The sequence below is a fragment of the Mameliella sp. LZ-28 genome (genome assembly GCF_012274245.1).
In the GTDB taxonomy this organism is placed as follows: domain Bacteria; phylum Pseudomonadota; class Alphaproteobacteria; order Rhodobacterales; family Rhodobacteraceae; genus Antarctobacter; species Antarctobacter albus.
Genome location: NZ_JAANYX010000038.1, coordinates 78189 through 100993, shown reverse-complemented (window position 1 = coordinate 100993; position 22805 = coordinate 78189). Strand labels below are relative to the sequence as shown.

The 22805-nt window shown below is 64.0% G+C and carries 21 protein-coding genes; 12 read left to right on the top strand and 9 right to left on the bottom strand.

Annotated elements, in window-relative coordinates:
- Nucleotides 1–47: 47 nt before the first annotated feature.
- The 5 genes from G9Q80_RS27130 (at nucleotide 48) to G9Q80_RS27110 (ending at nucleotide 6188) form a co-directional block, all read left to right on the top strand.
- Nucleotides 48–857: a nucleotidyltransferase domain-containing protein gene (locus G9Q80_RS27130; RefSeq protein ID WP_088715933.1), complete on the top strand. Its 810-nt coding sequence runs from the start codon at nucleotides 48–50 to the stop codon at nucleotides 855–857.
- 84 nt (nucleotides 858–941) lie between these two features.
- Nucleotides 942–3359 carry a DNA topoisomerase (ATP-hydrolyzing) subunit B gene (gyrB, locus tag G9Q80_RS27125; protein ID WP_043142970.1) on the top strand — a complete coding sequence of 806 codons (2418 nt, stop codon included), beginning with the start codon at nucleotides 942–944 and terminating at the stop codon, nucleotides 3357–3359.
- Nucleotides 3360–3601: 242 nt separating this feature from the next.
- On the top strand, nucleotides 3602–4615 hold the full coding sequence (locus G9Q80_RS27120) for an ABC transporter substrate-binding protein (RefSeq protein ID WP_198544026.1): 1014 nt from the start codon (nucleotides 3602–3604) through the stop codon (nucleotides 4613–4615).
- A gap of 26 nt (nucleotides 4616–4641) precedes the next feature.
- Complete coding sequence (locus G9Q80_RS27115; protein ID WP_232788248.1) at nucleotides 4642–5418, top strand: ABC transporter ATP-binding protein; 777 nt, start codon at nucleotides 4642–4644, stop codon at nucleotides 5416–5418.
- Entirely contained in the window at nucleotides 5415–6188 is a 774-nt protein-coding gene (locus G9Q80_RS27110; RefSeq protein ID WP_043142976.1) for an ABC transporter permease, read from the top strand. The genes G9Q80_RS27115 and G9Q80_RS27110 overlap by 4 nt, the downstream gene beginning before the upstream one ends.
- A gap of 6 nt (nucleotides 6189–6194) precedes the next feature.
- On the opposite strand, the gene G9Q80_RS27105 is transcribed toward G9Q80_RS27110, so the two are convergent.
- Nucleotides 6195–6638 (bottom strand): rhodanese-like domain-containing protein, encoded by a 444-nt coding sequence (locus G9Q80_RS27105; protein ID WP_157903858.1) that lies wholly within the window; start codon nucleotides 6636–6638, stop codon nucleotides 6195–6197.
- A 222-nt stretch (nucleotides 6639–6860) separates the two neighbouring features.
- Here G9Q80_RS27105 and G9Q80_RS27100 point away from each other — a divergent pair, with 222 nt between their 5' ends.
- On the top strand, nucleotides 6861–9062 hold the full coding sequence (locus G9Q80_RS27100) for an NADP-dependent isocitrate dehydrogenase (protein WP_088715930.1): 2202 nt from the start codon (nucleotides 6861–6863) through the stop codon (nucleotides 9060–9062).
- A gap of 69 nt (nucleotides 9063–9131) precedes the next feature.
- On the opposite strand, the gene G9Q80_RS27095 is transcribed toward G9Q80_RS27100, so the two are convergent.
- The 7 genes from G9Q80_RS27095 to G9Q80_RS27065 all read right to left on the bottom strand — a co-directional run bounded on the left by G9Q80_RS27095 (nucleotide 9132) and on the right by G9Q80_RS27065 (nucleotide 16512).
- Nucleotides 9132–9518: a Na+/H+ antiporter subunit G gene (locus G9Q80_RS27095; RefSeq protein ID WP_088715929.1), complete on the bottom strand. Its 387-nt coding sequence runs from the start codon at nucleotides 9516–9518 to the stop codon at nucleotides 9132–9134.
- A gap of 11 nt (nucleotides 9519–9529) precedes the next feature.
- Nucleotides 9530–9799: a K+/H+ antiporter subunit F gene (locus tag G9Q80_RS27090; RefSeq protein ID WP_043142987.1), complete on the bottom strand. Its 270-nt coding sequence runs from the start codon at nucleotides 9797–9799 to the stop codon at nucleotides 9530–9532.
- Nucleotides 9796–10287 carry a Na+/H+ antiporter subunit E gene (locus G9Q80_RS27085; RefSeq protein ID WP_088715928.1) on the bottom strand — a complete coding sequence of 164 codons (492 nt, stop codon included), beginning with the start codon at nucleotides 10285–10287 and terminating at the stop codon, nucleotides 9796–9798. The genes G9Q80_RS27090 and G9Q80_RS27085 overlap by 4 nt, the downstream gene beginning before the upstream one ends.
- 3 nt (nucleotides 10288–10290) lie before the next feature.
- Entirely contained in the window at nucleotides 10291–11889 is a 1599-nt protein-coding gene (locus tag G9Q80_RS27080; protein WP_088715927.1) for a monovalent cation/H+ antiporter subunit D, read from the bottom strand.
- Nucleotides 11886–12236 (bottom strand): Na+/H+ antiporter subunit C, encoded by a 351-nt coding sequence (locus G9Q80_RS27075; RefSeq protein WP_043142992.1) that lies wholly within the window; start codon nucleotides 12234–12236, stop codon nucleotides 11886–11888. Before G9Q80_RS27075 ends, G9Q80_RS27080 begins: the two co-directional genes overlap by 4 nt.
- A gap of 1 nt (nucleotide 12237) precedes the next feature.
- Nucleotides 12238–15102, bottom strand: a complete 2865-nt coding sequence (locus G9Q80_RS27070; RefSeq protein ID WP_088715926.1) for a monovalent cation/H+ antiporter subunit A — start codon at nucleotides 15100–15102, stop codon at nucleotides 12238–12240.
- 381 nt (nucleotides 15103–15483) lie between these two features.
- Nucleotides 15484–16512 (bottom strand): NAD-dependent epimerase/dehydratase family protein, encoded by a 1029-nt coding sequence (locus G9Q80_RS27065; protein WP_088715925.1) that lies wholly within the window; start codon nucleotides 16510–16512, stop codon nucleotides 15484–15486.
- Nucleotides 16513–16610: 98 nt separating this feature from the next.
- Between G9Q80_RS27065 and G9Q80_RS27060 the strand changes: the two genes are divergently transcribed.
- From G9Q80_RS27060 to G9Q80_RS27035, 6 genes are all read left to right on the top strand, one after another.
- On the top strand, nucleotides 16611–17357 hold the full coding sequence (locus G9Q80_RS27060) for an HpcH/HpaI aldolase family protein (RefSeq protein WP_069211207.1): 747 nt from the start codon (nucleotides 16611–16613) through the stop codon (nucleotides 17355–17357).
- A gap of 111 nt (nucleotides 17358–17468) precedes the next feature.
- Nucleotides 17469–18212, top strand: a complete 744-nt coding sequence (gene modA, locus G9Q80_RS27055) for a molybdate ABC transporter substrate-binding protein (RefSeq protein ID WP_088715924.1) — start codon at nucleotides 17469–17471, stop codon at nucleotides 18210–18212.
- 4 nt (nucleotides 18213–18216) lie between these two features.
- A complete protein-coding gene (gene modB, locus G9Q80_RS27050; RefSeq protein ID WP_043143002.1) occupies nucleotides 18217–18909 on the top strand; it encodes a molybdate ABC transporter permease subunit in 693 nt (230 codons plus the stop codon).
- Complete coding sequence (gene modC / locus G9Q80_RS27045) at nucleotides 18909–19982, top strand: molybdenum ABC transporter ATP-binding protein (protein WP_088715998.1); 1074 nt, start codon at nucleotides 18909–18911, stop codon at nucleotides 19980–19982. Before modB ends, modC begins: the two co-directional genes overlap by 1 nt.
- A 31-nt stretch (nucleotides 19983–20013) precedes the next feature.
- On the top strand, nucleotides 20014–20679 hold the full coding sequence (locus tag G9Q80_RS27040; protein ID WP_088715996.1) for an SDR family NAD(P)-dependent oxidoreductase: 666 nt from the start codon (nucleotides 20014–20016) through the stop codon (nucleotides 20677–20679).
- On the top strand, nucleotides 20676–22199 hold the full coding sequence (locus G9Q80_RS27035) for a cryptochrome/photolyase family protein (RefSeq protein ID WP_184757176.1): 1524 nt from the start codon (nucleotides 20676–20678) through the stop codon (nucleotides 22197–22199). Before G9Q80_RS27040 ends, G9Q80_RS27035 begins: the two co-directional genes overlap by 4 nt.
- A gap of 117 nt (nucleotides 22200–22316) precedes the next feature.
- Here G9Q80_RS27035 and G9Q80_RS27030 read toward each other — a convergent pair whose 3' ends face one another.
- On the bottom strand, nucleotides 22317–22775 hold the full coding sequence (locus G9Q80_RS27030; RefSeq protein WP_088715923.1) for a DsrE family protein: 459 nt from the start codon (nucleotides 22773–22775) through the stop codon (nucleotides 22317–22319).
- Nucleotides 22776–22805 lie beyond the last annotated feature (30 nt).

Below are 22805 nucleotides of genomic sequence, written 5' to 3'. Positions count from 1 at the left end.
GGTCGAAATCCTGTAGAAGTTGCGGGATACCCCTGTCGGAGACCCCCATGATCGACCCGGTCGATGCCAAGATGAAGGCCCTGATCCGGGCCAAGCTGGACGAGATCGCCCGCGAAGAGGCGGTGCACATCCTGCTTGCGGTGGAAAGCGGGTCGCGCGCCTGGGGCTTTCATTCGCCCGACAGCGATTACGACGTACGGTTCATCTATGCGCGCCCGATCGACTGGCACCTGAAACTGGGCAAGAAACGCGACGTGATCGAAAGGCCCATCGACGATGAGCTGGACATCTCGGGTTGGGAGCTGTCCAAGGCACTGACGCTGGCGCTGGGGTCCAACGCGGTCATTGCCGAATGGCTGCAATCCCCGGTGGTCTACGGGGCGGATGATGAGGCCGTGCAGCGCCTGTCGGATTTCGCGGCCCAGGTACTGGACCGGAAATCGGTCAGTTGGCACTATCTGTCGCTCTTGCGGCGGCAGGAGGCGCGCTTGATCGGCCCGGACGGACGGCCGCGGCTCAAGCGATTCTTCTACATCCTGCGCCCGGCCCTGGCCCTGCGCTGGATGCGGCTGACCGGGAAACCCATGCCGCCGATGGACATGGCGCGCCTCCGTGCGGGCTGTGATCTGGACCGCGAGGCCGAGGCCGCAATAGATGATCTGATCGTCGAGAAGATGGCCGCGCCCGAAAGCGCCACCTCCCACGATCCGGACCCGCACCTGACCGATCTGATCGCCGCGGAAACCGGCATGGCTGAGCAATGGCTGGCCTCTGCGAGTAGCGCGGAAAAACGCCCGCTGCGCTCGACGGCGGACGCGCTGCACCGGGATCTGACGCTGTCACGATTCCCCCTTTAGGGGATTACCAAATATTGTGTCCGTCGCGTGACAATCCCCCGCTAAACCTCTATAACTTGGGCCAAAATAACAAAGGATCAGGCGATGTCCGACCAGCCCGCGGCGCCGAGTGAGTACGGCGCCGATTCCATTAAGGTTCTCAAAGGCTTGGAGGCGGTGCGCAAACGCCCGGGCATGTATATCGGTGACACCGATGACGGCTCGGGCCTGCACCACATGGTCTACGAGGTGGTGGACAACGGCATCGACGAGGCGCTGGCCAAACATGCCGACTATGTCCATGTGAAAATCCATGCCGACAGCAGCGTGTCGGTGCGGGACAACGGGCGCGGGATTCCCGTCGACATCCACTCGGAAGAGGGGGTTTCGGCGGCCGAGGTCATCATGACCCAGCTGCACGCCGGCGGGAAGTTCGACCAGAACTCCTACAAGGTGTCGGGCGGTCTGCACGGCGTCGGCGTTTCGGTCGTCAACGCGTTGTCCGTCTGGCTGGAGCTGCGCATCTGGCGCAACGGCAAGGAGCACTTTGCCAAGTTCGAGCACGGCGAGACCACCGAGCACCTGCGCGTTGTCGGCGATGCCGAGGGCGAGACCGGGACAGAGGTCCGCTTCCTGGCCTCTACCGACACGTTTTCCAACCTCGATTACAGTTTCGAGACCCTGGAAAAGCGCCTGCGCGAACTGGCTTTCCTGAACTCCGGCGTGCGTATCATCCTGGAAGATGAGCGCCCCGCCGAACCGATCAAGACCGAGCTGCACTACGAGGGTGGCGTGCGCGAGTTCGTCAAGTATCTCGACCGGTCCAAGCAGGCCGTGATGACAGAGCCGGTCTACATGGAAGGTGAAAAGGACGGCATCGGGGTCGAGGTCGCTATGTGGTGGAACGACAGCTACCACGAGACGGTGCTGCCCTTCACCAACAACATCCCGCAACGGGACGGCGGCACGCACCTGGCCGGGTTCCGTGGCGCGCTGACCCGCACAATCCAGAAATACGCCCAGGAGTCGGGCATCGCGAAGCGCGAGAAGGTGAATTTCACCGGCGACGACGCCCGCGAAGGGCTGACCGCGGTGCTGTCGGTCAAGGTGCCGGATCCCAAGTTCAGCTCGCAAACCAAGGACAAGCTGGTCAGCTCCGAAGTGCGCCCGGCGGTCGAGGGGCTGATGAACGAGAAACTGGCCGAATGGTTCGAAGAGAACCCGCAGCAGGCCAAGCAGATCGTCGGCAAGATCATCGAGGCCGCGCTGGCCCGAGAGGCGGCGCGCAAGGCCCGAGAGTTGACCCGGCGCAAGACCGCGATGGACGTCAGCTTCAACGCGGCCAAGCTGAAGGACTGTTCCGAAAAGGATGCCTCCAAGACCGAACTGTTCCTGGTCGAGGGGGATTCAGCCGGTGGATCGGCACAGACCGGGCGCGACCGGCGCAACCAGGCCATCCTGCCCCTGCGCGGCAAGATCCTGAACGTGGAACGCGCGCGCTTCGACCGGATGCTGGGCAGCCAGGAGATCGGCAACCTCGTGATGGCCTTGGGCACCGGGATCGGGCGGGATGAGTTCGACGTCTCGAAGCTGCGCTACCACAAGATCATCATCATGACCGACGCCGACGTCGATGGCGCGCATATCCGGACGCTGTTGCTGACCTTCTTCTATCGGCAGATGCCGGAGCTGATCGAGGGCGGATACCTCTACATCGCGCAGCCGCCTCTGTATAAGGTCGCGCGCGGCAAGTCCGAGGTCTATCTCAAGGACCAGACCGCGCTGGACGACTACCTGATCCAGCAGGGGATCGAGAATGCCCAGCTGAACCTCAGTTCGGGCGAGGTGATCGTGGGCCAGGACCTTGTCCGCGTGGTCGAGGAAGCACGCCAGCTGAAGCGCGTTCTGGATGCCTTTCCCACCCATTACCCGCGCCATATCCTGGAACAGGCCGCCATCGCAGGCGCCTTTGTCCCGGGCGCCGTGGATGCCGACCTGCAAGGCGTGGCCGACAAGGTCGCTGCCCGGCTGGACCTGATCGCGCTGGAATACGAACGTGGCTGGAACGGTCGGATTACCCAGGACAAGGGCATTCGCCTGGCGCGTATCCTGCGCGGTGTCGAGGAGGTTCGCACGCTGGACGGCCCGATGCTGCGCTCGGGCGAGGCGCGCAAGACCGGCAGCTTTACCGAGAGCCTGCAGCACATCTATGGCACACCGTCCACGCTGGAACGCAAGGATCGCCGCCAGTTGATCCACGGACCGCTCGACCTGCTCAAGGCCATCCTTGACGAGGGCGAAAAGGGCCTGACCCTGCAGCGTTACAAGGGTCTGGGGGAAATGAACCCTGATCAGTTGTGGGAAACCACGCTGGATCCGGATGCACGGACGCTGTTGCAGGTCACGATCGACGACATGGCCGAAGCGGATGACCTGTTCACCAAGCTGATGGGTGATGTCGTGGAGCCGCGCCGAGAGTTCATTCAGCAAAATGCTCTGACGGTCGAGAACCTCGATTTCTGAGGTTTCCTTGCCTCCGGACCGGGGAATCACCCTGGTCCGGAGCGATGCTCAAACCCATAAACGACCAAAAATGAACATTTTGTTCAAACTGGACCACCCACGAGACGGCGAACCCTATGATTATTGGCTTTGTAAAGCCTTGTAGCAACCGGTTTTGCCTATAAAACAGCTAATTGTGGGGCAACCGTGCATCTTTAACGTGGCCGGGATCACAACACCGATCCGCACAGGAGAGCCACGAAATGACCCGTTCACAGTTCAACCGCCGCACATTCCTGGGGGCATCCGCAGCCGGCATGGCCTATCTGTCGGCCGGAGGACCGGCGGCGGCTCAGGACCGGACGTTCCGGTTTATCACGCCCTTCAGCTTTTCCCTGTCCTTTGCCTCGGTCCTCTACGGTGACGCGGCCGGGTATTATGCCGACGAAGGACTGGACATGCAGATCCAGGCGGGCAAAGGCGCGGCCATGGCCGCCCAGATGGTGCTGGCGGACCAGATGGATTCCGGCCGGACCGGCGGCACCAACTACATCCTGTCGCGGGTCAACAACGGCGCGCCTCTGATCTCGATCGCGACCATCGCCCAGCTTTCGCCCTTCTTCCTGATCTCGTCGTCGGAAAACCCCGTCAATGCCGTGACCGATCTTCCGGGCCGTACGGTGGGTATGGCCTCGCTGGGCGGTTCGATGGAAGGCACGCTGGATCTGCTCATGCTCAGCGGCGGCGCCTCGCCGGATACCGTCGAAAAGGTGAAGGTTGCGGACACCGCGGCATCTTTCGCTCTGATCGAGGCGGGCCGTGCCGGTGCCTTCATCGGCAACACTTCGTCGATGATCAAGGCCAAGGCGGCGCGCGACAACGTCGTGGCAATCCCGATGGATGACGGTATGCCCGGGCAGGTCTACGTCGGCCGCCCCGACGACGTCGAGGCGAACGTGGACAAATACGCAGCATTCCTGAAAGGGACCCATCGCGCCGCACTGGAAATCGCGCAGTCCGACGATCTTGAACCGATCCTCAAGGCCATCGGCGACGCGCATAGCGTCCGGGGGCTGGACGATGTCGAGGTCGCCAAGCTCGACCTGGCCACAAACGCCCAGAACTGGGTCGCCAAGGGTGAGGAAAACCTCCTGCGCAACATCCCCGAGGTCTGGGAAAACGCCGTCAACCTTCTCGGCTCTGCCGGAATGATCGAAGGCAACCCCGATCCCAAGTCGCTTTACACGAACGCGGCGCTCGACAAGGCTATCGGGTGATGCCCTTTGACGCGAGACAGGACAGGATGGAAATCAATGTTTCCGGTCTGACCAAGGTGTTCGGTGACGGCCCCAGTGCCGTCACCGCCATCAAGGATGCCGACCTGACTATGGAACGGGGCGAATTCGTCTCGCTCCTCGGGCCGTCCGGTTGCGGCAAGACCACGCTCTTGCGCATCGTCGCGGGACTGGAATCGCCGACCGAAGGTACCGTTGAAATCCGCGGAAACGCGGTCTGGAACGGCACTCGCCGGTCTGCCGCAGCAACGCGGCCCGTGTCGATGATGTTCCAGGAGGCACGGCTGTTCCCCTGGTTCACCGTGGTCGAGAATGTCGCCCTGCCATTGCGGATCGCGGGCGTCGGCCGCAAGGAGCGCCTCGTACGCGCAACCGCGATCTGCGAGACCGTCGGCCTGAAGGAGTTTCTCCATCACCGGCCCAATGCGCTGTCCGGCGGGATGCGTCAGCGGGCCTCTCTGGCGCGTGCGCTGGTGACGGAACCGCAACTCTTGCTGCTGGACGAACCCTTTGGCGCGCTCGATGCCATGACGCGCGACGCGCTCAACATCGAGTTGATGGATGTCTGCGCCCGGGCCAACGTGACGACGATCCTCGTCACGCACTCGATCTCTGAAGCCGCCTTCCTGTCGGATCGCGTGGTTGTCCTGGCGCCGCGTCCGGCACGGATCACGGCGATGATCGAGATGCCGTTCGACCGCCCGCGCGGCTTGGAACTCCAACAGTCGATGGCATTCCAGAACATGGTCGGCGAATTGCGCCAAAAGCTGAGTGAGGGCGAATGATGTCGGAACGCACGCTCAAGATCGCACTGCCCGCGATTTCCGTCTGCCTCTTTCTGGTTGGCTGGTCCTTTTACGTTCGCACAGCGGAAGTGTCTGCTTTCGTTCTGCCACCGCCTGAGGCCATCCTCGTGGCACTGATAGAAATGGTGCAGACGCGCGAACTTTGGGACCATGCGCTTGTGACCGTGACAGAGGCGGTTTCCGGCTTCCTGATCGCCGTGGGCCTTGGCATCAGCCTGGGGTTCATCATGGCGCGGGTTCCTCCGGTGGAATGGGCGGCCAAGCCCTTTATCGTGCTGCTGCAGCTGATCCCCAAGATCGCGCTGGCGCCGCTGTTCATCCTGTGGTTCGGATTTGGGCTGGAATCCAAGATCGTCATCGCGGCGGCCCTGGCCTTTTTCCCGGTCTTTTCCAACGCGCTGCAGGCGTTCAAGTCGGTCGAACCGGGGGACAAGGACGTCTTCACCATCCTGCAGGCAAACCCGGTGCAACGGTTCTACCTGCTCGACGTGCCCTCTGCCCTGCCGGTGATCCTGACCGGGACAGAGGTCGCCGTGGTGCTGGCGATGATTGGCGCCATCGTGGGTGAGTTCATCGGCGGGAACGAAGGCTTGGGCTACCTGGCCGTGGCGCACCTGCAGAACCTCGCGGTCCCCGAGCTTTTTGCCGTCATTGTCATCCTGGCGATGGTCGGCCTGCTGCTCTACACGTTGATCGGCCGTTTGCGGCAGAGCTTTTCGGCCTGGCACGTCTCGTCCGAGACGGCCTGAGCCATATCAGCAGACGGGGCAGCCCATCTTTCGGGTGGGCGCCACCACCTGCGCCTGGCCTTCGCGGGCCAGGCGGATCATCCCCCCGGCCACGTCGATGACCTCTCGGTCGATATGATCGGCCAAGGCCCTTGCGGCGCGGCTGGACCTGTTGCCGGACCGGCAGACGATCAGGATTTCATCCGCCTTTTCCAGATCCTTGCCCAAGGCCGATACGAACTCTTCCGCAGACCGCCAGGAATGCAGGCGTGCGCCCGGCAAAACCCCGGTGTCCTTCCACTCGTCAGGTTCCCGTATATCCACCACGAGCCGCCCGTCGCGTGGGGCAAGATCCGCCACAGGGCGGGCTTCGGACACCGCCTTGCTGTCACCGCTGCTGCGGGCCCAAAGGCCAAAGGCGAGGGAGGAAAACAGGATGGTCAGGCCGGCGATGGTTGTGCGTCGGGACATGTCGATCTCATACATATCTTAATTTATAGATATGATATGGCCCAAATCCGATAAAGTCCAAGCCTGTTGGACCAATCACGCTGACCCAAGGTCTGACACATGGCCGCAGGCAGGGCCTTTCCCGGCAATGCGGCACTGTATACGGCTGCATACTGTAGACGCGCCCCTCTGCTTCGCCTATGGAGGGGCCAACCGTCACCTCTGCTGAGAAAGGCCGGACACATGTCTGATTCCACTCCCGACATCATCTACACCAAGGTCGACGAAGCACCCGAGCTGGCCTCGGCCTCTCTGCTTCCGATCATCCAGAAATTCGCCGCCGCCGCTGGCGTTTCCGTGGGCACCAAGGACATCAGCCTGGCCGGCCGGATCATCGCCACCTTCCCCGAGGTTCTGACAGAAGACCAGCGCCAGTCCGACGACCTGGCCGCATTGGGCGAACTGGTGAAAAAGCCCGAGGCGAACGTCATCAAGCTGCCGAACATCTCGGCCTCGGAACCGCAACTTGTCGCCGCGGTCAAGGAACTGCAGTCGCAGGGTTACGCGCTGCCCGACTACCCCTATTCCCCGTCCACCGACGAGGAAAAGGCCGTTCGCGCAAAGTATGACACCATCAAGGGCTCCGCCGTGAACCCGGTGCTGCGCGAAGGCAACTCGGACCGCCGCGCCGCCGCGGCCGTCAAGAAATTTGCGCAGAACAACCCGCACCGGATGGGGGACTGGACCGCCGACAGCAAGACGCGCGTCGCCTCGATGCCCGGCGATGACTTCTTTGCCAACGAGGTGTCCGCCACGCTGCCCAAGGCCGCGACCGCGAAGATCGTCCTCGAGACCGCCGCAGGTGAGACCGTTCTGAAAGAGGGCGTGTCCTACCCCGAGGGCACCGTCGTCGACGCGACCTTCATGTCGGCCGCCGTACTGGATGATTTCCTGGCGCAGGAGATCGAGAAGGTGAAGGCCGACGGCACGCTGTTTTCGCTGCACATGAAGGCCACGATGATGAAGGTCTCTGACCCGATCATCTTTGGCCACGCGGTCAAGGCATGGTTGGCACCGGTGTTCGAAAAATACGGTGACGAGATGAAGGCGCTGGGCGTGAACCCGAACGCCGGCATGGGCGACCTGCTGAACCGTGTGAAGGACAATGCCGAGATCATGGCGGCCATCGAGGCCGTGCGCGCCGAGCGTCCCCCGATGTACATGGTCGACAGCGACAAGGGCATCACCAACCTGCATGTTCCGTCCGACGTCATCATCGACGCGTCCATGCCCGCGCTGATCCGCGCCGGCGGCAAGGGCTGGGGCCCGGATGGCAAGGAACACGACACCACCTGCGTGATCCCCGACAACTGCTATGCACCGGTCTATGACGAGGCGATCGAGTTCTTCAAAGCCAACGGCAAGCTGAACCCGGCCACCGCCGGCACGGTGCAGAACTTGGGTCTGATGGCGCAGAAGGCCGAAGAATACGGCAGCCACCCGACCACCTTCGAGATTCCGGAAGACGGCACCGTCAAGATGGTCCTCGACGACGGCACCGTGCTGCATTCGCACGCCGTCAAGGCGGGTGACATCTGGCGGTCGGCCTCGGCCCGCAAGGCGCCGATCGAGGACTGGGTGAACCTGGCCATCGAACGGCAGAAGGCGACGGGCTATCGCGCGATCTTCTGGCTGGACGCAACCCGCGCGCATGACGCCGAGCTGATCGCCTACGTCAAGCCGATCCTCGAAGCGAAGGGCGTGGCCGACAAGTTCGAGATCATGGCCCCGCGTGAGGCAACCCGGGCCAGCCTTGAAACCATCACCAAGGGCGAGAACACCATCGCCATCACCGGCAACGTGCTGCGCGACTACCTGACCGACCTCTTCCCGATCCTCGAACTGGCGACCTCGGCCAAGATGCTGTCCATCGTCAAGCTGATGAACGGCGGCGGCCTGTTCGAGACGGGTGCCGGCGGTTCTGCCCCGAAGCACGTCCAGCAGCTGCAGGCGGAAAACCACCTGCGTTGGGACTCGCTGGGCGAGTTCTGCGCGCTGGGTGAAAGCTTCAAGTTCCTGGCCGATGCGCGTGACAATGCCAAGGCGCGCGTGCTGGGCGATGCGGTGGAAACCGCGACGCAGGGGATCCTGGACAACGACCGCAGCCCGTCGCGCAAGGTGGGTGAGCCCGACAACCGCGACAGCCACTACTGGTTCGCGCGCTACTGGGCCGAGGCGCTTGCGGCACAAGATGACGATGCCGAGCTGGCCGCGCATTTCGCACCCATCGCCAAGGCCTTGGCCGATGGCGAAGCAGCGATCACCGGTGAACTGGCGGCGGCGCAGGGCAGCGCGGCGGACCTGGGCGGCTACTACCACGGTGATCCGGCCAAAACCGCATCCGTGATGCGCCCCTCGGCTACGCTGAACGCGATCATCGGCTAAGGCACTGACATGTAAAATGAAAACGCCCGACGGAGCGATCCGGCGGGCGTTTTTCTTTGCGCGATGCGGTCAGGACTGAGGCCGATCCGCGTCCTGTGGATCCTGTTCCGGCGGATCGTCGTAGATCGACCAGTCATGCTCGCCTCCGGTCGGGGGCAGGTCGCTGCGCCGCAGCCCCATCAGGATATGCGTCTGCGCGATGAACAGGGCCGTGACCGGTGCGGTCAGGAACAGGAAAAGGGTGATCAGCAACTCGTGAAAGGACAGGTCGTCCTTGACCAGCAGGAAATACAGCATCGAGGCGATGAGAACGCCCCCCACGCCCAGCGTCGTGGCCTTGGTGGGCGCGTGCAGCCGCTGCATCGTGTCGTTCAGTTTCAACAGGCCCAGCGACCCGACAAGGCCAAAGATCCCCGCGATAATGAGGAAGGCCGAAACAAGGACTTCTGCAAACATGGGCTTCCTCCCTACTCGATGATGTCGCCGCGCAAGAGAAAGCGGCAATAGGCGACGGTGGACACGAAACCGACCATCGCGACCAGCATCGAGGCTTCGAAATAGATGGCTGTGCCCTGCAGGATTCCGTAGAGGACCAGCAGTGCGATGATGTTGATGACCATCGTGTCCAGGGCAAGAACCCGGTCGGCCTGTCCCGGTCCGGTAACGATGCGCCAGAGGTTGAACAAGAGCCCGAGGCCGAAACAGCCGATCGCGAAATACAAAGCGTAGGTGATCATCCGAAAATCTCCTTCAGCCGGGCTTCGTAGCGCGTCTTGATCTCATCCCGGACGCCGTCGGGATCGTCGGTGTGCAGGCAATGCACCAACAGCGACGTCCCGTCCGAGGACAGCAGCGCGGACACGGTGCCGGGGGTCATGGTGATGGTGCCGGCCAGAACGGTGATCGCCTCGGGCGAGGTCAGGTCCAGCGGGACGACGACCCATTGCGAATGGATCTTCGCGCGCGGCTTGAACAGGATGATCAGGGCCACCTGGATATTGGCGACGATGATGTCCCAGATCACCAGCAGGACATAGGGCACCGTCATGACGGGCCGTTTCAGCCGCGGCCGACCGGGCCAGTAGGGCGAGGTCAGGATCGGGACCACGATCCCCAGGAAACCGCCCAGCAGGATATTGCCCGTGGTGACCTTGTTGACCAGCATCAACCAGACCAGCAACAGGGTCAGGCTCAGCAGAGGGTGCGGAAAGATGCGTTTCAGCATGGCTTAATGCTCCTCTTCCGCAAGGGGGTCGGCGGCGTCGTGCTGCGGATCGGCCTCGGGTTTCTCGGGCTTTTCCACCGGCGCCAGAACGGCGTCGATATAGCCCGAAGGTTCGAACAGCTGGTTTGCGGCGGCGCGCATGTAGCCCGTGGCTGGACCAGCCAGGACGGCCAGCCCCACCAGCAGCGCCAGCAGCATCATGACCGGTGCCAGTTCGGTCCCCCGTGCGGGGGCAGGCGGCGGGTCGGACTGGATCGCCTCTGTGCCCTCGGGCACTTTCAGCGCGGTCGACTTCCAGAAGATCATGCTGCCCGCGCGGGCAAAGCCGACGATAGTCACAAGCGAGCCGACAAGAATACCGGTCCAGGCCCAGGGCATCAGGTCCGGTTCACGCAGCGCGTCGAGGATCAACAGCTTGCCCAGGAAGCCCGACAGCGGCGGCATCCCGGCCATCGCGATTGCACAGGCAAAGAAGAGCCCGGCAAACAGCCCGTTCTGCAGAACCGGCGGGCGCGCATCCAGCACGTCCGAGCCGCGACGGCTGACCACCAGGTCCGCCAGCAGGAACAGGGCGGCCGCCGAGAAGGTGGAATGTACGAGGTAGTAAAGCGCGGTTTCGGTCGCATAGGCATCGACCGGTGCCACCGCCAGCATCATCGTCCCCATCGACCCGATCACCGAGAAGGAGAGCAGGGGCATCAGCCGCCGCGCGGCCAGCACCCCCAGCGCGCCCAGCGTCAGGGTGACCATCGCAGCAGGGAACAGCCAGGTCGTCACCACGTCCTTGGTCGGCTCCGCCCCGGGATGGAATGCCAGCGTGTGCAGGCGGATGATCGCGTAGGCGCCGACCTTGGTCATGATCGCGAACAGCGCCGCGACCGGGGCAGGGGCGTTGGAATAGGTGCCCGGCAGCCAGAACTGCACCGGGAACAACGCCGCCTTGATCATGAAGACGATCAGCAACAGCACCGCCGCAACGCGCACCATGCCCGAATCCTCTGCCGCGATCTGCGGCACCTTCACGGCAAGATCGGCCATGTTCAGCGTGCCGGTCGTGGCGTACATCGTGCCCAGCGCGAACAGGAACAGCGTCGATCCGGCGAGGTTCATGACAACGTATTGCAGACCCGCCTGCATCCGCACCTTGCCGCCCGAATGCACCATCAGGCCATAAGAGGCGATCAGCAGAACCTCGAAGAAGACGAACAGGTTGAAGGCGTCGCCGGTCAGGAAGGCGCCGCAGATGCCCATTAGCTGGAACTGGTAGAGCGCGTGGAAATGGCGCCCCTTCGCGTCCCACCCCGTCGCGATGCTGTGCCAGAGCACGATCAGCGCCAGCGAGGCGGTCAGCAGCACCATCATGGCCGACAGCCGGTCCAGCACCAGCACGATGCCAAAGGGCGCGGGCCAGTCGCCAAGGCGATAGACATGGGTGCCGCCATCGGCGGCCCAGAACGCCAACCCCAGGGCAATGACGAAGAGGGCCACGGTAGAGGCCGCCGAGGCGACCCGGGCCAGCACGATGTCGTGCCGCATCACGTAGCCGATGAGCGGCGCCATCATGGCAGGCAGAACGACGGGGGCGATGATCCAGTGACTCATGCCGCGTCGTCCTTCTCTTCGGCGTCTTTCATGTCGATGCTGTCATCCCCGGCCTCCAGGTAGGCGCCGAGGGCGAACATCACCAGCACCGCCGTCATCCCGAACGAGATCACGATCGCCGTCAGAACCAGCGCCTGGGGCAGCGGATCGGTATAGGGGACATCGGCGTATTTGTTCAGGATCGGCGGCGCGTTGATGGCCAGCCGCCCGGTCGAGACCAGGAAGATGTTGACCGCGTAGCTGAGCAGGGACAGCCCGAGGATCACCGGGAAGGCGCGCAGCCGCAGGATCAGGTAGACCCCGCCCGCCGTCAGCACGCCGATGGCGCTTGCGACAAGCAATTCCATGTCACGCCTTTCCTTTCTCGACCATCTTGCGCGGGCGAGATGGGTCATAGTCCATTGGTTCGGGATTGACGGTTTCGCCCGCGTGGCGCGCCATCCGGCTGAGGCTGTAGAGCATCAGCATCACGGCCCCCAACACGCAGAGGAACACGCCAAGGTCAAAGAGCGCGGCGGTGGCCAGCTCGAACTCCTCGATCGGGGGCAGGTGGACATAGCCGAAGGCCGAGGTCAGGAAGGGTGTCCCCGAGAGCCAGGCGCCCATGCCGGTCAGCCCGGCGATCACGACGCCCCAGCCGATCATCGCGTGATATTCGAACTGTTGCCGTCGCGAGGTCCATCCGAAACCGGACGCCATGTACTGCATCAACAGCGCGATAGAGAACACCAGCCCGGCGACAAAGCCACCGCCCGGCTGGTTGTGACCACGCAGGAAGATGTAGACGCCGACCATCAGCGCGATGGGCATCATCACGCGGGTTGCGATCACCATCATCAGCGGATGGCGGTCATGCGACCGGTCGAAGTTGTAGCCGGAGTTGCGCAGTCTTGCGCCCGCCGGGCCACTCAACAGTGCCTCCATCAGGGCAAAGATCACCAGGCCCGCGATGCCCAGGACGATAATCTCGCCGTAGGTGTCGTAGCCCCGGAAATCCACCAGGATCACGTTGACGACGTTGGTGCCGCCACCGCCCTTGTAGGAGTTGGCCAAGTGGAAGTCCGAGATCGAGCTGAAGTCCCGTGTCATGAAGGCAAAGGACAGCGCGGCGACGCCGACACCGGCGGCCACGGCGATCACCCCGTCCAGCGCACGGCGTCCGGCGGTGTTTTCCTGCGGCGTGGTCTTGGGCAGGAAGTGCAGCGCCAGGAGCAGCAGCATGATCGTCACCGTCTCGACCGAGATCTGCGTCAGCGCAAGGTCGGGGGCCGAGATGTAGATGAACCCGGCCGAGATCATCAGCCCGATGACCCCCAGCACCACCAGCGCGCGGTAGCGCATGTGGTGCTGCATGACGATGACCGCCGTGGCGCAGACCAAAAGGACCCAGCCCACCGCGACAACCGGCGGGATCGGCAGCAGGTCGCGCGTGGCGGGGGCAATCTCGCCTCGCAGGAAGGCGGCGTAACCGACCGCCACCGTGGCGGCAGTGAAGATCGCCAGGTACCGGCTGATCGATCCGTCGTGCAACGTGTCCGAAATGGCGCGGGACAGGCGCACGCAGCCCGCGATCACCGCGTCGAAGACAGCCTTGGCGTAGAAGGGCCCGGCCTTGATCCAGGCGGCATCCAGCGGGCGGTGCAGCAGCAGCAGAACGGCGCCCCCGGCAACGGCGGCAATCGACATGTAAAGCGCCGGTGTCATGCCGTGCCAGATCTTGAGATGGGCATGGGTTTCATGCCCCGTGACAGCGGTCGCGGCCATGTTCACCACGTCCTCGGCCAGGAAGGGCGCGATACCGATCAGCACCACAAAGATGCACAGAAAGGCCGGCGAGAGCCACATGCCGGCGGGCGGATCATGCGGCTTGTGGGGATAGTCGTCGCGCACCGGGCCGCCAAAGACGTGAAAGATGAACCGAAGCGAATAGGCGACAGAGAAAAGCGCCCCAAAGGTGGCCAGCGCGGGCACGATCCAGGGGTTTTCCCACCAGTAGGTGTGGCTTGCTTCCTCCAGCATCATTTCCTTGGACAGGAAGCCGTTGAACAGCGGGATACCGGCCATCGACAGGGCGGCAACCGTTCCGATGACGGCGGTGATCGGCATCAGTTTTGCAAGGCCCCCCAACCGCTTGATGTCGCGGGTGTGCGCCTCGTGGTCGATGATGCCGGCGGTCATGAAGAGCGCCGCCTTGAAGGTCAGGTGATTGAGGATGTGGAACACTGCCGCAATCGCCGCGGCCTCTGTGCCAAAGCCCAGCAGCATGGTCAGCAGGCCCAGGTGCGACACGGTCGAGAAGGCCAGCAGACCCTTGAGGTCGTCCTTGAACAGCGCGATCACCGCTGCGATGACCATCGTGACCAGCCCCGTGGTCGCCACGGCGTAGAACCACAGTTCCGTGCCCGACAGCGCGGGCCACATGCGGGCCATCAGGAAAACCCCGGCCTTCACCATCGTGGCCGAGTGCAGGTAGGCCGAGACCGGTGTCGGCGCGGCCATCGCGTGCGGCAACCAGAAGTGGAAGGGGAACTGCGCCGACTTGGTGAAGGCCCCCAGCAGGATCAGGATCACGGCGGGCGTGTACCAGTCCGACGCCTTGATCGCGTCCCCGGCGGCCAGGATGTCGGTCAGGTTGTAGCTGCCCGCGATATTGCCCAGGATCAGCATCCCGCCGATCATCGCCAGACCCCCGGCGCCGGTCACCGTCAGTGCCATCCGGGCGCCCTGGCGGCCTTCGGGCAGGTGTTTCCAGTAACCGATCAACAGGAAGGAGGACAGCGAGGTCAGCTCCCAGAAGATAAGCAAAAGCAGGATATTGTCCGAAATCACGATGCCCAGCATCGCGCCCTGGAACAGCAGCAAATAGGTATAGAACTGCCCCACCGGATCCTCTCCGGACAGGTAGTAGCGCGCGTATAGCGTGATCAGCAGGCCGACGCCCAGGATCATGCAGGCGAACATCAGACCCAGACCGTCGAGGAAAAAGGCAACCTCGAGCCCCATTTGAGGCAGCCAGGGGATCGACATGGTGTAGACCGTGCCCTCCATCACGCCGGGGGCCAGCGTGCCCAGCATGACCAGCGCAAGCACGGTCGGCACGGCGGTGAAGGTGGCGGTGGCGGTTCGGCCGGCCCGGATCATGATGCCGGGCACAAGAGCGCCCAGGAAGGGCAGCAGCGCGATGATGGGCAGAAGACTGCTCTGGGTGGTCATTCGCGTCTCCGCAGGGTCAGGAAATTGACGTTTTTTCCGAAAAGACCGCGAAGATTGCAATGATTATTCCAGAAAAAGGAACCATTGCCGCGGATACAGAACGGGGTCGGCGCGGCCTCAGAGGCCGGAGGCAGGGCACCACGGATCACGCAGGCCACACGGACAGAAGCGGAACAACCTCGACACCCCCCAAGAGAGGCCGTTGTTCGATCTGATCCCCTGTTGCGGCACTCTGCGGCCCGTCCCCCCGTGTCTTCCGCCCCTGGCGGTTCCCGACCCTTATTGTGGGCCAAGAGCGCCCCGGTGCAAGGTCAAAGATGACGATTTCCATCATGTTTCCGGCTTTTGACCGGGATACGCGCCGCCCTTTGGTGTTCCGTGTCAGGCGGACTCGGTGCTGTTGCGCAGGTAGTAGTCGCGATACCAGGCGACGAACTTCGCCACGCCCTCGCGCACCGAGGTGCGGGGGCTGTAGCCGGTCAGGGTCTGTAACAACGTGGCATCCGCCCAGGTCGCGGGCACGTCGCCGGGTTGCATCGGCATCAGGTTGCGGGTCGCGTTCAGGCCCGTGGCCTCTTCGATGGCCTCGATGAACTCGGTCAGCTGCACGGGTTCGGAATTGCCGATGTTCACGACACGAAAGGGGGCCACCGGCGACAGGCTGTCGCCCTCGGGCACGTTCCCGTCGGCAGGCCGCTCCGGCGCCGCGTCTATCAGCAGGCGGATGCCGTCTACGAGGTCGTCGACGTAGGTAAAGTCGCGCTGCATGTCACCGAAGTTGTAGACGTCGATGGGCTGGCCCTGAAGGATGGCCCTGGTGAACTTGAACAGCGCCATGTCCGGCCGGCCCCAGGGCCCGTAGACGGTGAAAAAGCGAAACATCGTCGTCGGCACATCAAAGAGATGCGCATAGCTGTGCGCCATCGATTCGGTGCTTTTCTTCGTCGCCGCGTAAAAGGACATCTGGTAATCGGCGCGGTCGGTTTCCCGGTAGGGCATTTCGGTATTCGCGCCATAGGCCGAAGAGGTCGAGGCCAGGAGCAGGTGGCGCGGCGGATGCGCGCGGGCCGCTTCGAGGATCTCGAATGTGCCGATGATGTTCGATTCAAGGTAGGACCGGGGGTTCTCGATCGAGTAGCGCACGCCCGCCTGCGCGGCGAGATGGATCACCACCTCGGGCTTTTCCCGGGCAAAGAGGTCCGCCATGCGCCCCGGATCCTCGACCCGGCCAATCTCGGGCACGAAGTCGCCCAGAGGGGCCAGGCGCGCGTGCCGGTTCTGTTTCAGCGACACCTCGTAATAGTCGGTCAGCGCGTCCAGCCCGATCACGCGCCAGCCTTCACTCAAAAGCCGCGCGCAGCAATGATAACCGATGAAGCCGGCGGAACCGGTGACAAGAGCGGTGGGCATGACGCAGAGTCCTGAGAATTCGTGCCTGTTACGGGGAGTCGTTTGCCTGATCCCCGGCGATGCGTCTAGTGTTTGCGCGAACGGATAGAGGGACGACGATGGAACTGAAGAAAAACGCCTTCAAGGCAGGCTTGCAGGAGGGCCGCCTGCAGCGCGGCATCTGGTGTTGCATGACCGATCCGCTGGCCGCCGAGATGATGGCGACCTGCGGATACGACTGGATGCTCTTCGACTGCGAGCATTCGCCGATGGACCCGATCCGCGTGCTGCCGATGCTGCAGGCGGTGGCGCCCTATCCGGTGTCGGCCCTGGCACGGCCTGCCTCGTTGAATGCGCCCGAGATGAAACGGCTGTTGGACATCGGGGCGCAGACTTTGGTCGTGCCCTATGTACAGAACGCCGAAGAGGCCGCCGAAGCTGCGGCTGCAGTCGCCTATCCGCCCGCGGGTATCCGGGGCGTCGCGGGGATGACGCGGGCCAGCAGCTTTGGCCGGATCGCGGACTACCACGCCACTGCGCGCGACGAGTTGTGCCTGATCGTCCAGGTCGAAACGGTCGAGGCGATGGCCCAGATCGAGGCAATCGCCGCAGTGCCCGGCATCGACGGCATCTTTATCGGCCCGGCGGATCTTGCGGCCTCGATGGGGTATCCGGGCAAACCGACGCACCCCGAGGTCCAGGCGGCGGTTGTCGACGGGATCAAGCGGATCACGGCGGCGGGCAAGCCGGCGGGCACGCTGACCACCGACCCAGAGTTCGGCCAGAAGGCGATCGACGCCGGTGTGGGTTTCATCGCACAGGATCTTGACCTGGTGGCCCTGCGCAAGGGGCTGAGCCGCAGCTAGGCCGTGACGCCTGTCAGGACGCCCTGCCTGCGAGCAGGGCGCCTTTTGCCCCATCCGTAGGGAGATTGTGTGGTGACAGTCGTCGCGGCGCGTGCCAGAACCTGCCCTGACATGAGAAAATTCTTTACATACCTGTGCTTCGCCCTCGCTCTGGCCCGGCCCGTGTCCGGGGAAGAGCAAGTGACCGTCTTCGCTGCCGCCAGCCTCAAGACCGCGTTGGACGAGATCGCCAAGGTCTATGACGGTGACCTTGTCCTGTCCTATGCCGGGTCCTCGGCGCTGGCGCGCCAGGTCCAGCAGGGGGCACCTGCGGATGTGGTCTTTCTGGCCAATACCGACTGGATGGATGTGCTGGACCGCGATGGGCTGATTGCCCGGGAAACACGCACCGAACTGCTGGGCAACCGGCTGGTGCTGGCCGGACCGGCGGGTGCGGACCCGGTCGAGATCGGGCCGGACCTGGACCTGCCCGCGATGCTGGGTGAAGGCCGCTTGGCGATGGCCCTGGTCGAGGCGGTTCCGGCGGGCATCTACGGCAAGGCGGCGCTGGAAACGCTGGGCCTGTGGGAGGGTGTGGCACCCCGCGTAGCCCAGGCCGACAACGTGCGTGCCGCGCTGGCGCTGGTTTCTTTGGGACAGGCGCCGCTGGGCGTGGTCTACGCCACCGACGCGGCCGCCGATCCGGCCGTCGATGCCCTTGGCCTCTTCCCCGAGGACAGCCACCCGCCGATCCGCTACCCGGTTGCCGCCGTCGAAGGCCGCGCCGACGTCGCGGCTCCTTTCCTGGCCTTCCTGCAAACGCCAGAGGCGGCGGCACTTTTTGTCGCGCAGGGATTCGCCGTCCTGGGCGACTGACGCGATGGATTGGCTCAGCCCGGCAGAGTGGGAGGCGGTCAGACTGTCCCTCCGCGTGTCGTTCTGGGCCACCGTTGCGGCGCTGCCTTTCGGGTTGTTCATTGCCTACGCGCTGGCCCGTTGGCGGTTTCCGGGCAAGCAGATCCTCAACGGGCTGGTCCACCTGCCCCTGATCCTGCCGCCTGTCGTGACCGGCTACTTGCTGTTGATCACCTTCAGCCCGCGCGCGCCGGTGGGTGGCTTCCTGAAATCCATCGGGATCAGCTTTGCCTTCAACTGGACGGGCGCGGCGCTGGCCGCCGGGATCATGGGCTTTCCGCTGATGGTGCGCGCCATGCGCCTGTCGATCGAGGCGGTTGACCCGAAACTGGAACAGGCCGCCGCCACGCTGGGCGCCTCGCGTCCCTGGGTCTTTGCCACCGTGACCTTGCCGATGGTGCTGCCGGGTGTTCTGGCGGGGGCTATCCTGGGCTTTGCCAAGGCAATGGGAGAGTTCGGCGCCACGATCACCTTCGTCTCGAATATCCCGGGCCAGACACAGACGCTGCCCTCGGCGATCTACGCCTTCCTTCAGGTGCCGGGCGGAGAGGCCTCTGCCCTGCGGCTGGTCGCGGTGGCGGTCGCCGTGGCGATGCTGGCGCTGCTTTTGTCGGAATGGATCTCGCGCCGGGTGGCGGCACGGGTGGGGGGCGCGTGATGCTGGAGGTCGCGGTGCATCACCGGCTGGGCGCCTTCACGCTGGACGCGGCGTTCGAGGCACCGCCGGGTCTTTGCGTGCTCTTTGGCCGCTCGGGCTCCGGGAAAACCAGCGTTATCAACGCGGTGGCCGGGTTGATGCGGCCCGATGAGGGGCGTGTGCGGGTCGGCAAAAGGATTCTGGGCGACACCGCGCAGGGGATCTGGCTGCCACCGCACAAGCGCCGCCTGGGTTATATCTTTCAGGAAGGCCGCCTGTTCCCGCATCTCTCGGTCCGGCAAAACCTGCTGTACGGGCGCTGGTTCGCCGGATCTCTCTTGCCGCTGGACCCGGTGGTCGAGATGCTGGGCCTTGGACCTCTGCTGACCCGCCGCCCCGGTGCCCTGTCGGGGGGGGAGAAACAGCGCGTGGCGATCGGGCGCGCGCTTTTGGCCGATCCGGGGCTGATCCTGGCCGATGAACCCCTGGCGGCCCTGGACGAGGCCCGCAAGCGCGAGATCCTGCCCTATTTCGAACGGCTCAGGGACGAGGCGCGCTGCCCGATCCTTTATGTCAGCCATTCCGCCGCCGAGGTCGCGCGGCTGGCGACGACCGTCGTTGTGCTGCAGGATGGCCGTGTCGTGCGGCAAGGCAGCGCCGCAGAGGTGCTGAGCGACCCGGCGGTGACGCCCGCGGGCATTCGGGCCGTCGGAGCCGTGCTGGAGGTGCGGGTCGCCGCCCACCATGACGACGGTCTGACGGAACTGGATGCCGGGGGGTTGCCGCTCTATCTGCCGCGTGTTCCGCAGGCCGTGGGCGCGCCCTTGCGGATCCGGATCGCGGCGCAGGAGGTCATCCTGGCGCGGCAAAGGCCCGAGGGGCTGTCCGCGCTCAACATCCTGCCGGGCAAGGTGGATTCCATCCGCGAGGGCGAGGGGCCGGGGGCGCTTGTCTCGCTGGACACGGCGGCCGGCCGGGTGCTGGCGCGGGTCACGCGGCGGTCGGCGGAGGGGCTGGGCCTGGCGCCCGGCGTGGATTGTTTCGCCGTGGTCAAGACGGTGGCCATCGCGCGTGAGGATGTCGGCACCGCTTGAAGCCATGCCCGCCGCCGCTAATTGGCGCTGCATGAAAAACGCATTGATCATCGGGGACAGCGGCGGCATCGGCGGGGCGGTGGCGGCGCATCTGCGCGAACTGGGCATGGCCGTCACCGGCCTGTCGCGGTCGCGCGACGGGCTGGACGTGACGGACGAAGCCAGCCTGAGCGCCACCCTTGGCGCGCTGGAGGGTCCTTACGATCTTGTCTTCGTGGCCACCGGCGCGCTGGAGATCGAAGGGGCGGAGCCGGAGAAGACCTTGAAATCATTGGATGCCAAGGCGTTGGCGGACCAGTACTTGCTGAATGCCATCGGTCCGGCGATGGTCCTGAAACACGCGCTGCCGCTGTTGCCGCGACGGGACCGGGCGGTCTTTGCCGTTCTGTCCGCGCGGGTGGGTTCGATCGGGGACAACGGTTTGGGCGGTTGGTACAGCTATCGCGCTGCCAAGGCGGGGGTGAACCAGTTGATCCACACGGCGGCGGTGGAACTGGCGCGCTCGCACCGGCAACTGGCCTGTGTCTGCCTGCATCCCGGGACGGTCGAAACTGCCTTCATCGCGAAATACGCCAGCCGCTATCCCACCGTGACGCCCGCCTATGCGGCCGAACGTCTGGTCAAGGTCGTTCAGGGGCTAAACCCCGAGGATACAGGGAAATTTCTGGACTACGCAGGCCGGGAGATCCCCTGGTGAGCCGGCTGATCCTGGTGCTGGGCGACCAGTTGAGCGAGGGGCTCGCGGCGCTCAAGGCAGCGGACAAGGCGCGTGACGTGGTGGTCATGGCCGAGGTCGCGGATGAAACCGCCTATGTGCCGCATCACCCCAAGAAGATCGCGTTGATCCTTGCGGGAATGCGCAAGTTCGCCGCGCGCCTGCGCGAGGACGGCTGGGAGGTGCGCTACACCGAGCTGGACGACACGCAGAACGCCGGGTCGATCTGTGGGGAACTGCTGCGCCGGGCCGAAGAGACGGGGGCCACCGAGGTGATCGCCACCGAACCCGGGGAATGGCGCCTTATCAATGCCTTGCGGCACTGCCCGCTCAAGGTACATCTGCTGGAAGATGACCGTTTCATCGCCTCGCACGCGATGTTCGACAACTGGGCCAAGGGCCGCAAGGCGCTGCGGATGGAGTATTTTTATCGCGAGATGCGGCGCAAGACGGGTCTCTTGATGGAAGGCGACGACCCGGCCGGGGGGCAGTGGAACTTTGACCACGACAACCGCAAACCGGCGCCTGATGCGGTCACGCACAGGCCGATCTGGTTCGAGCCGGACACGGTGACGGAGGACGTCCTGGACCTGGTAGAGGCAAAGTTTTCCAATAATTTCGGCAGGTTGCGCCCTTTCGGCTTTGCCACCGACAGGGCGCAGGCACAGCAGGCGCTGGCGCATTTCATCGACCATGCGCTGCCCCGGTTCGGGGACTACCAGGACGCGATGCTGGACGAGAACCGCTTTCTCTATCACTCGCTTCTGTCGGGCTACATGAACATCGGGCTACTGGACCCGCTGGAGGTCTGTCAGGCCGTTGAAAAGGCGTATGAAAACGGGGATGTTCCGATCAATGCCGCCGAAGGCTTCATTCGCCAGATCATCGGCTGGCGGGAATACGTCCGGGGGATCTATTTCCGCGAGGGGCCAGAGTATCCTGGGCGCAACGTATTGAAACACAAAAGGAAACTGCCCTGGTTCTATTGGAGCGCCGAGACCGACATGCGCTGTATCGCCAAGGCGGTGGAGCAGACGCGGGACGAAGCCTATGCCCATCACATCCAACGGCTGATGGTGACGGGGAATTTCGGGCTGCTGGCGGGGGTCGACCCGCAGGCGCTGCACGAGTGGTATCTGAGTGTCTATATCGATGCCTTTGAATGGGTCGAGGCGCCCAACACCGTGGGGATGAGCCAGTTTGCAGATGGCGGGATCATCGCCTCAAAGCCTTATGTTTCCTCGGGAAATTACATCAACAAGATGTCGGACCACTGTAAGCCCTGCGCCTATTCGGTGACGGTCAAGACCGGGGAAAACGCCTGCCCCTTCAACCTGCTCTACTGGCATTTCATGGACAGGCACCGGGACTGGTTCGAGGGCAATCCGCGCATGGCACAGATGTACCGGACCTTTGACCGGATGGACCCGGACAAGCGCGAAACCATACTGCGCGAGGCGCAGGACTTTCTTGACCGGATGGAGGCGGGTGAGCGGGTCTGACCCTTGTACAAAACGTACGTTTTGTACGTCGAAATCCGCATTTTGTACAAAGCGGTCACACCGCGTTAACGAATGGATGTGCCGCCGCCCGTGACGGGCGGCAGCGGGCCCGGTCAATCAGGGCTTGATATAGGTGAACCCCTGCTGCTGCAGTTTCGACAGTTCCGCCACGCCCGAGGGCACGATGTCATCCTCCCAGACATCGTAGAGGTCGTTCGAATAGTCGATGTTGCGGCCCTTCAGGGTGTTGTTGCAGACATGAAAGGCCACGTTCTGACCCTTGAGACTGGCGACGGTGGTTTTCATCGTGTCGTCGCCGTTGGCGGCTGCCAGCAGGCCCAGGCCGTTGCCGTGCATGACGACCTTGATTTCCATGTTCTCGGCGCCGACCGCATTGATGTGGTTCTGGATGTTGCGCATGGCGCCCTTGTAGGCCTTGTTGCCCTCACCCCCATCGTAGTTGATGTGATAGACGACCTTCTGCTTGCCATAGCCTTCGGCCTGCGCGGCGCCGGTCATGGCGAAGGCGGTCAGGGCCAGGCCCAGGATCGCGATCAGGCGGATGAAATGGGTCATTGTCTTTGTCTCCTCCCTTGGGGGCGGTCT

Excerpts from the sequence above, each read along its gene's own strand:
- G9Q80_RS27130 (WP_088715933.1), top strand. The coding sequence starts at position 48 with ATGATCGACCCGGTCGATGCCAAGATGAAGGCCCTGATCCGGGCCAAG.
- gyrB (WP_043142970.1), top strand. The coding sequence starts at position 942 with ATGTCCGACCAGCCCGCGGCGCCGAGTGAGTACGGCGCCGATTCCATT.
- G9Q80_RS27120 (WP_198544026.1), top strand. The coding sequence starts at position 3,602 with ATGACCCGTTCACAGTTCAACCGCCGCACATTCCTGGGGGCATCCGCA.
- G9Q80_RS27115 (WP_232788248.1), top strand. The coding sequence starts at position 4,642 with ATGGAAATCAATGTTTCCGGTCTGACCAAGGTGTTCGGTGACGGCCCC.
- G9Q80_RS27110 (WP_043142976.1), top strand. The coding sequence starts at position 5,415 with ATGATGTCGGAACGCACGCTCAAGATCGCACTGCCCGCGATTTCCGTC.
- G9Q80_RS27105 (WP_157903858.1), bottom strand. The coding sequence starts at position 6,638 with ATGTCCCGACGCACAACCATCGCCGGCCTGACCATCCTGTTTTCCTCC.
- G9Q80_RS27100 (WP_088715930.1), top strand. The coding sequence starts at position 6,861 with ATGTCTGATTCCACTCCCGACATCATCTACACCAAGGTCGACGAAGCA.
- G9Q80_RS27095 (WP_088715929.1), bottom strand. The coding sequence starts at position 9,518 with ATGTTTGCAGAAGTCCTTGTTTCGGCCTTCCTCATTATCGCGGGGATC.
- G9Q80_RS27090 (WP_043142987.1), bottom strand. The coding sequence starts at position 9,799 with ATGATCACCTACGCTTTGTATTTCGCGATCGGCTGTTTCGGCCTCGGG.
- G9Q80_RS27085 (WP_088715928.1), bottom strand. The coding sequence starts at position 10,287 with ATGCTGAAACGCATCTTTCCGCACCCTCTGCTGAGCCTGACCCTGTTG.
- G9Q80_RS27080 (WP_088715927.1), bottom strand. The coding sequence starts at position 11,889 with ATGAGTCACTGGATCATCGCCCCCGTCGTTCTGCCTGCCATGATGGCG.
- G9Q80_RS27075 (WP_043142992.1), bottom strand. The coding sequence starts at position 12,236 with ATGGAATTGCTTGTCGCAAGCGCCATCGGCGTGCTGACGGCGGGCGGG.
- G9Q80_RS27070 (WP_088715926.1), bottom strand. The coding sequence starts at position 15,102 with ATGACCACCCAGAGCAGTCTTCTGCCCATCATCGCGCTGCTGCCCTTC.
- G9Q80_RS27065 (WP_088715925.1), bottom strand. The coding sequence starts at position 16,512 with ATGCCCACCGCTCTTGTCACCGGTTCCGCCGGCTTCATCGGTTATCAT.
- G9Q80_RS27060 (WP_069211207.1), top strand. The coding sequence starts at position 16,611 with ATGGAACTGAAGAAAAACGCCTTCAAGGCAGGCTTGCAGGAGGGCCGC.
- modA (WP_088715924.1), top strand. The coding sequence starts at position 17,469 with ATGAGAAAATTCTTTACATACCTGTGCTTCGCCCTCGCTCTGGCCCGG.
- modB (WP_043143002.1), top strand. The coding sequence starts at position 18,217 with ATGGATTGGCTCAGCCCGGCAGAGTGGGAGGCGGTCAGACTGTCCCTC.
- modC (WP_088715998.1), top strand. The coding sequence starts at position 18,909 with ATGCTGGAGGTCGCGGTGCATCACCGGCTGGGCGCCTTCACGCTGGAC.
- G9Q80_RS27040 (WP_088715996.1), top strand. The coding sequence starts at position 20,014 with ATGAAAAACGCATTGATCATCGGGGACAGCGGCGGCATCGGCGGGGCG.
- G9Q80_RS27030 (WP_088715923.1), bottom strand. The coding sequence starts at position 22,775 with ATGACCCATTTCATCCGCCTGATCGCGATCCTGGGCCTGGCCCTGACC.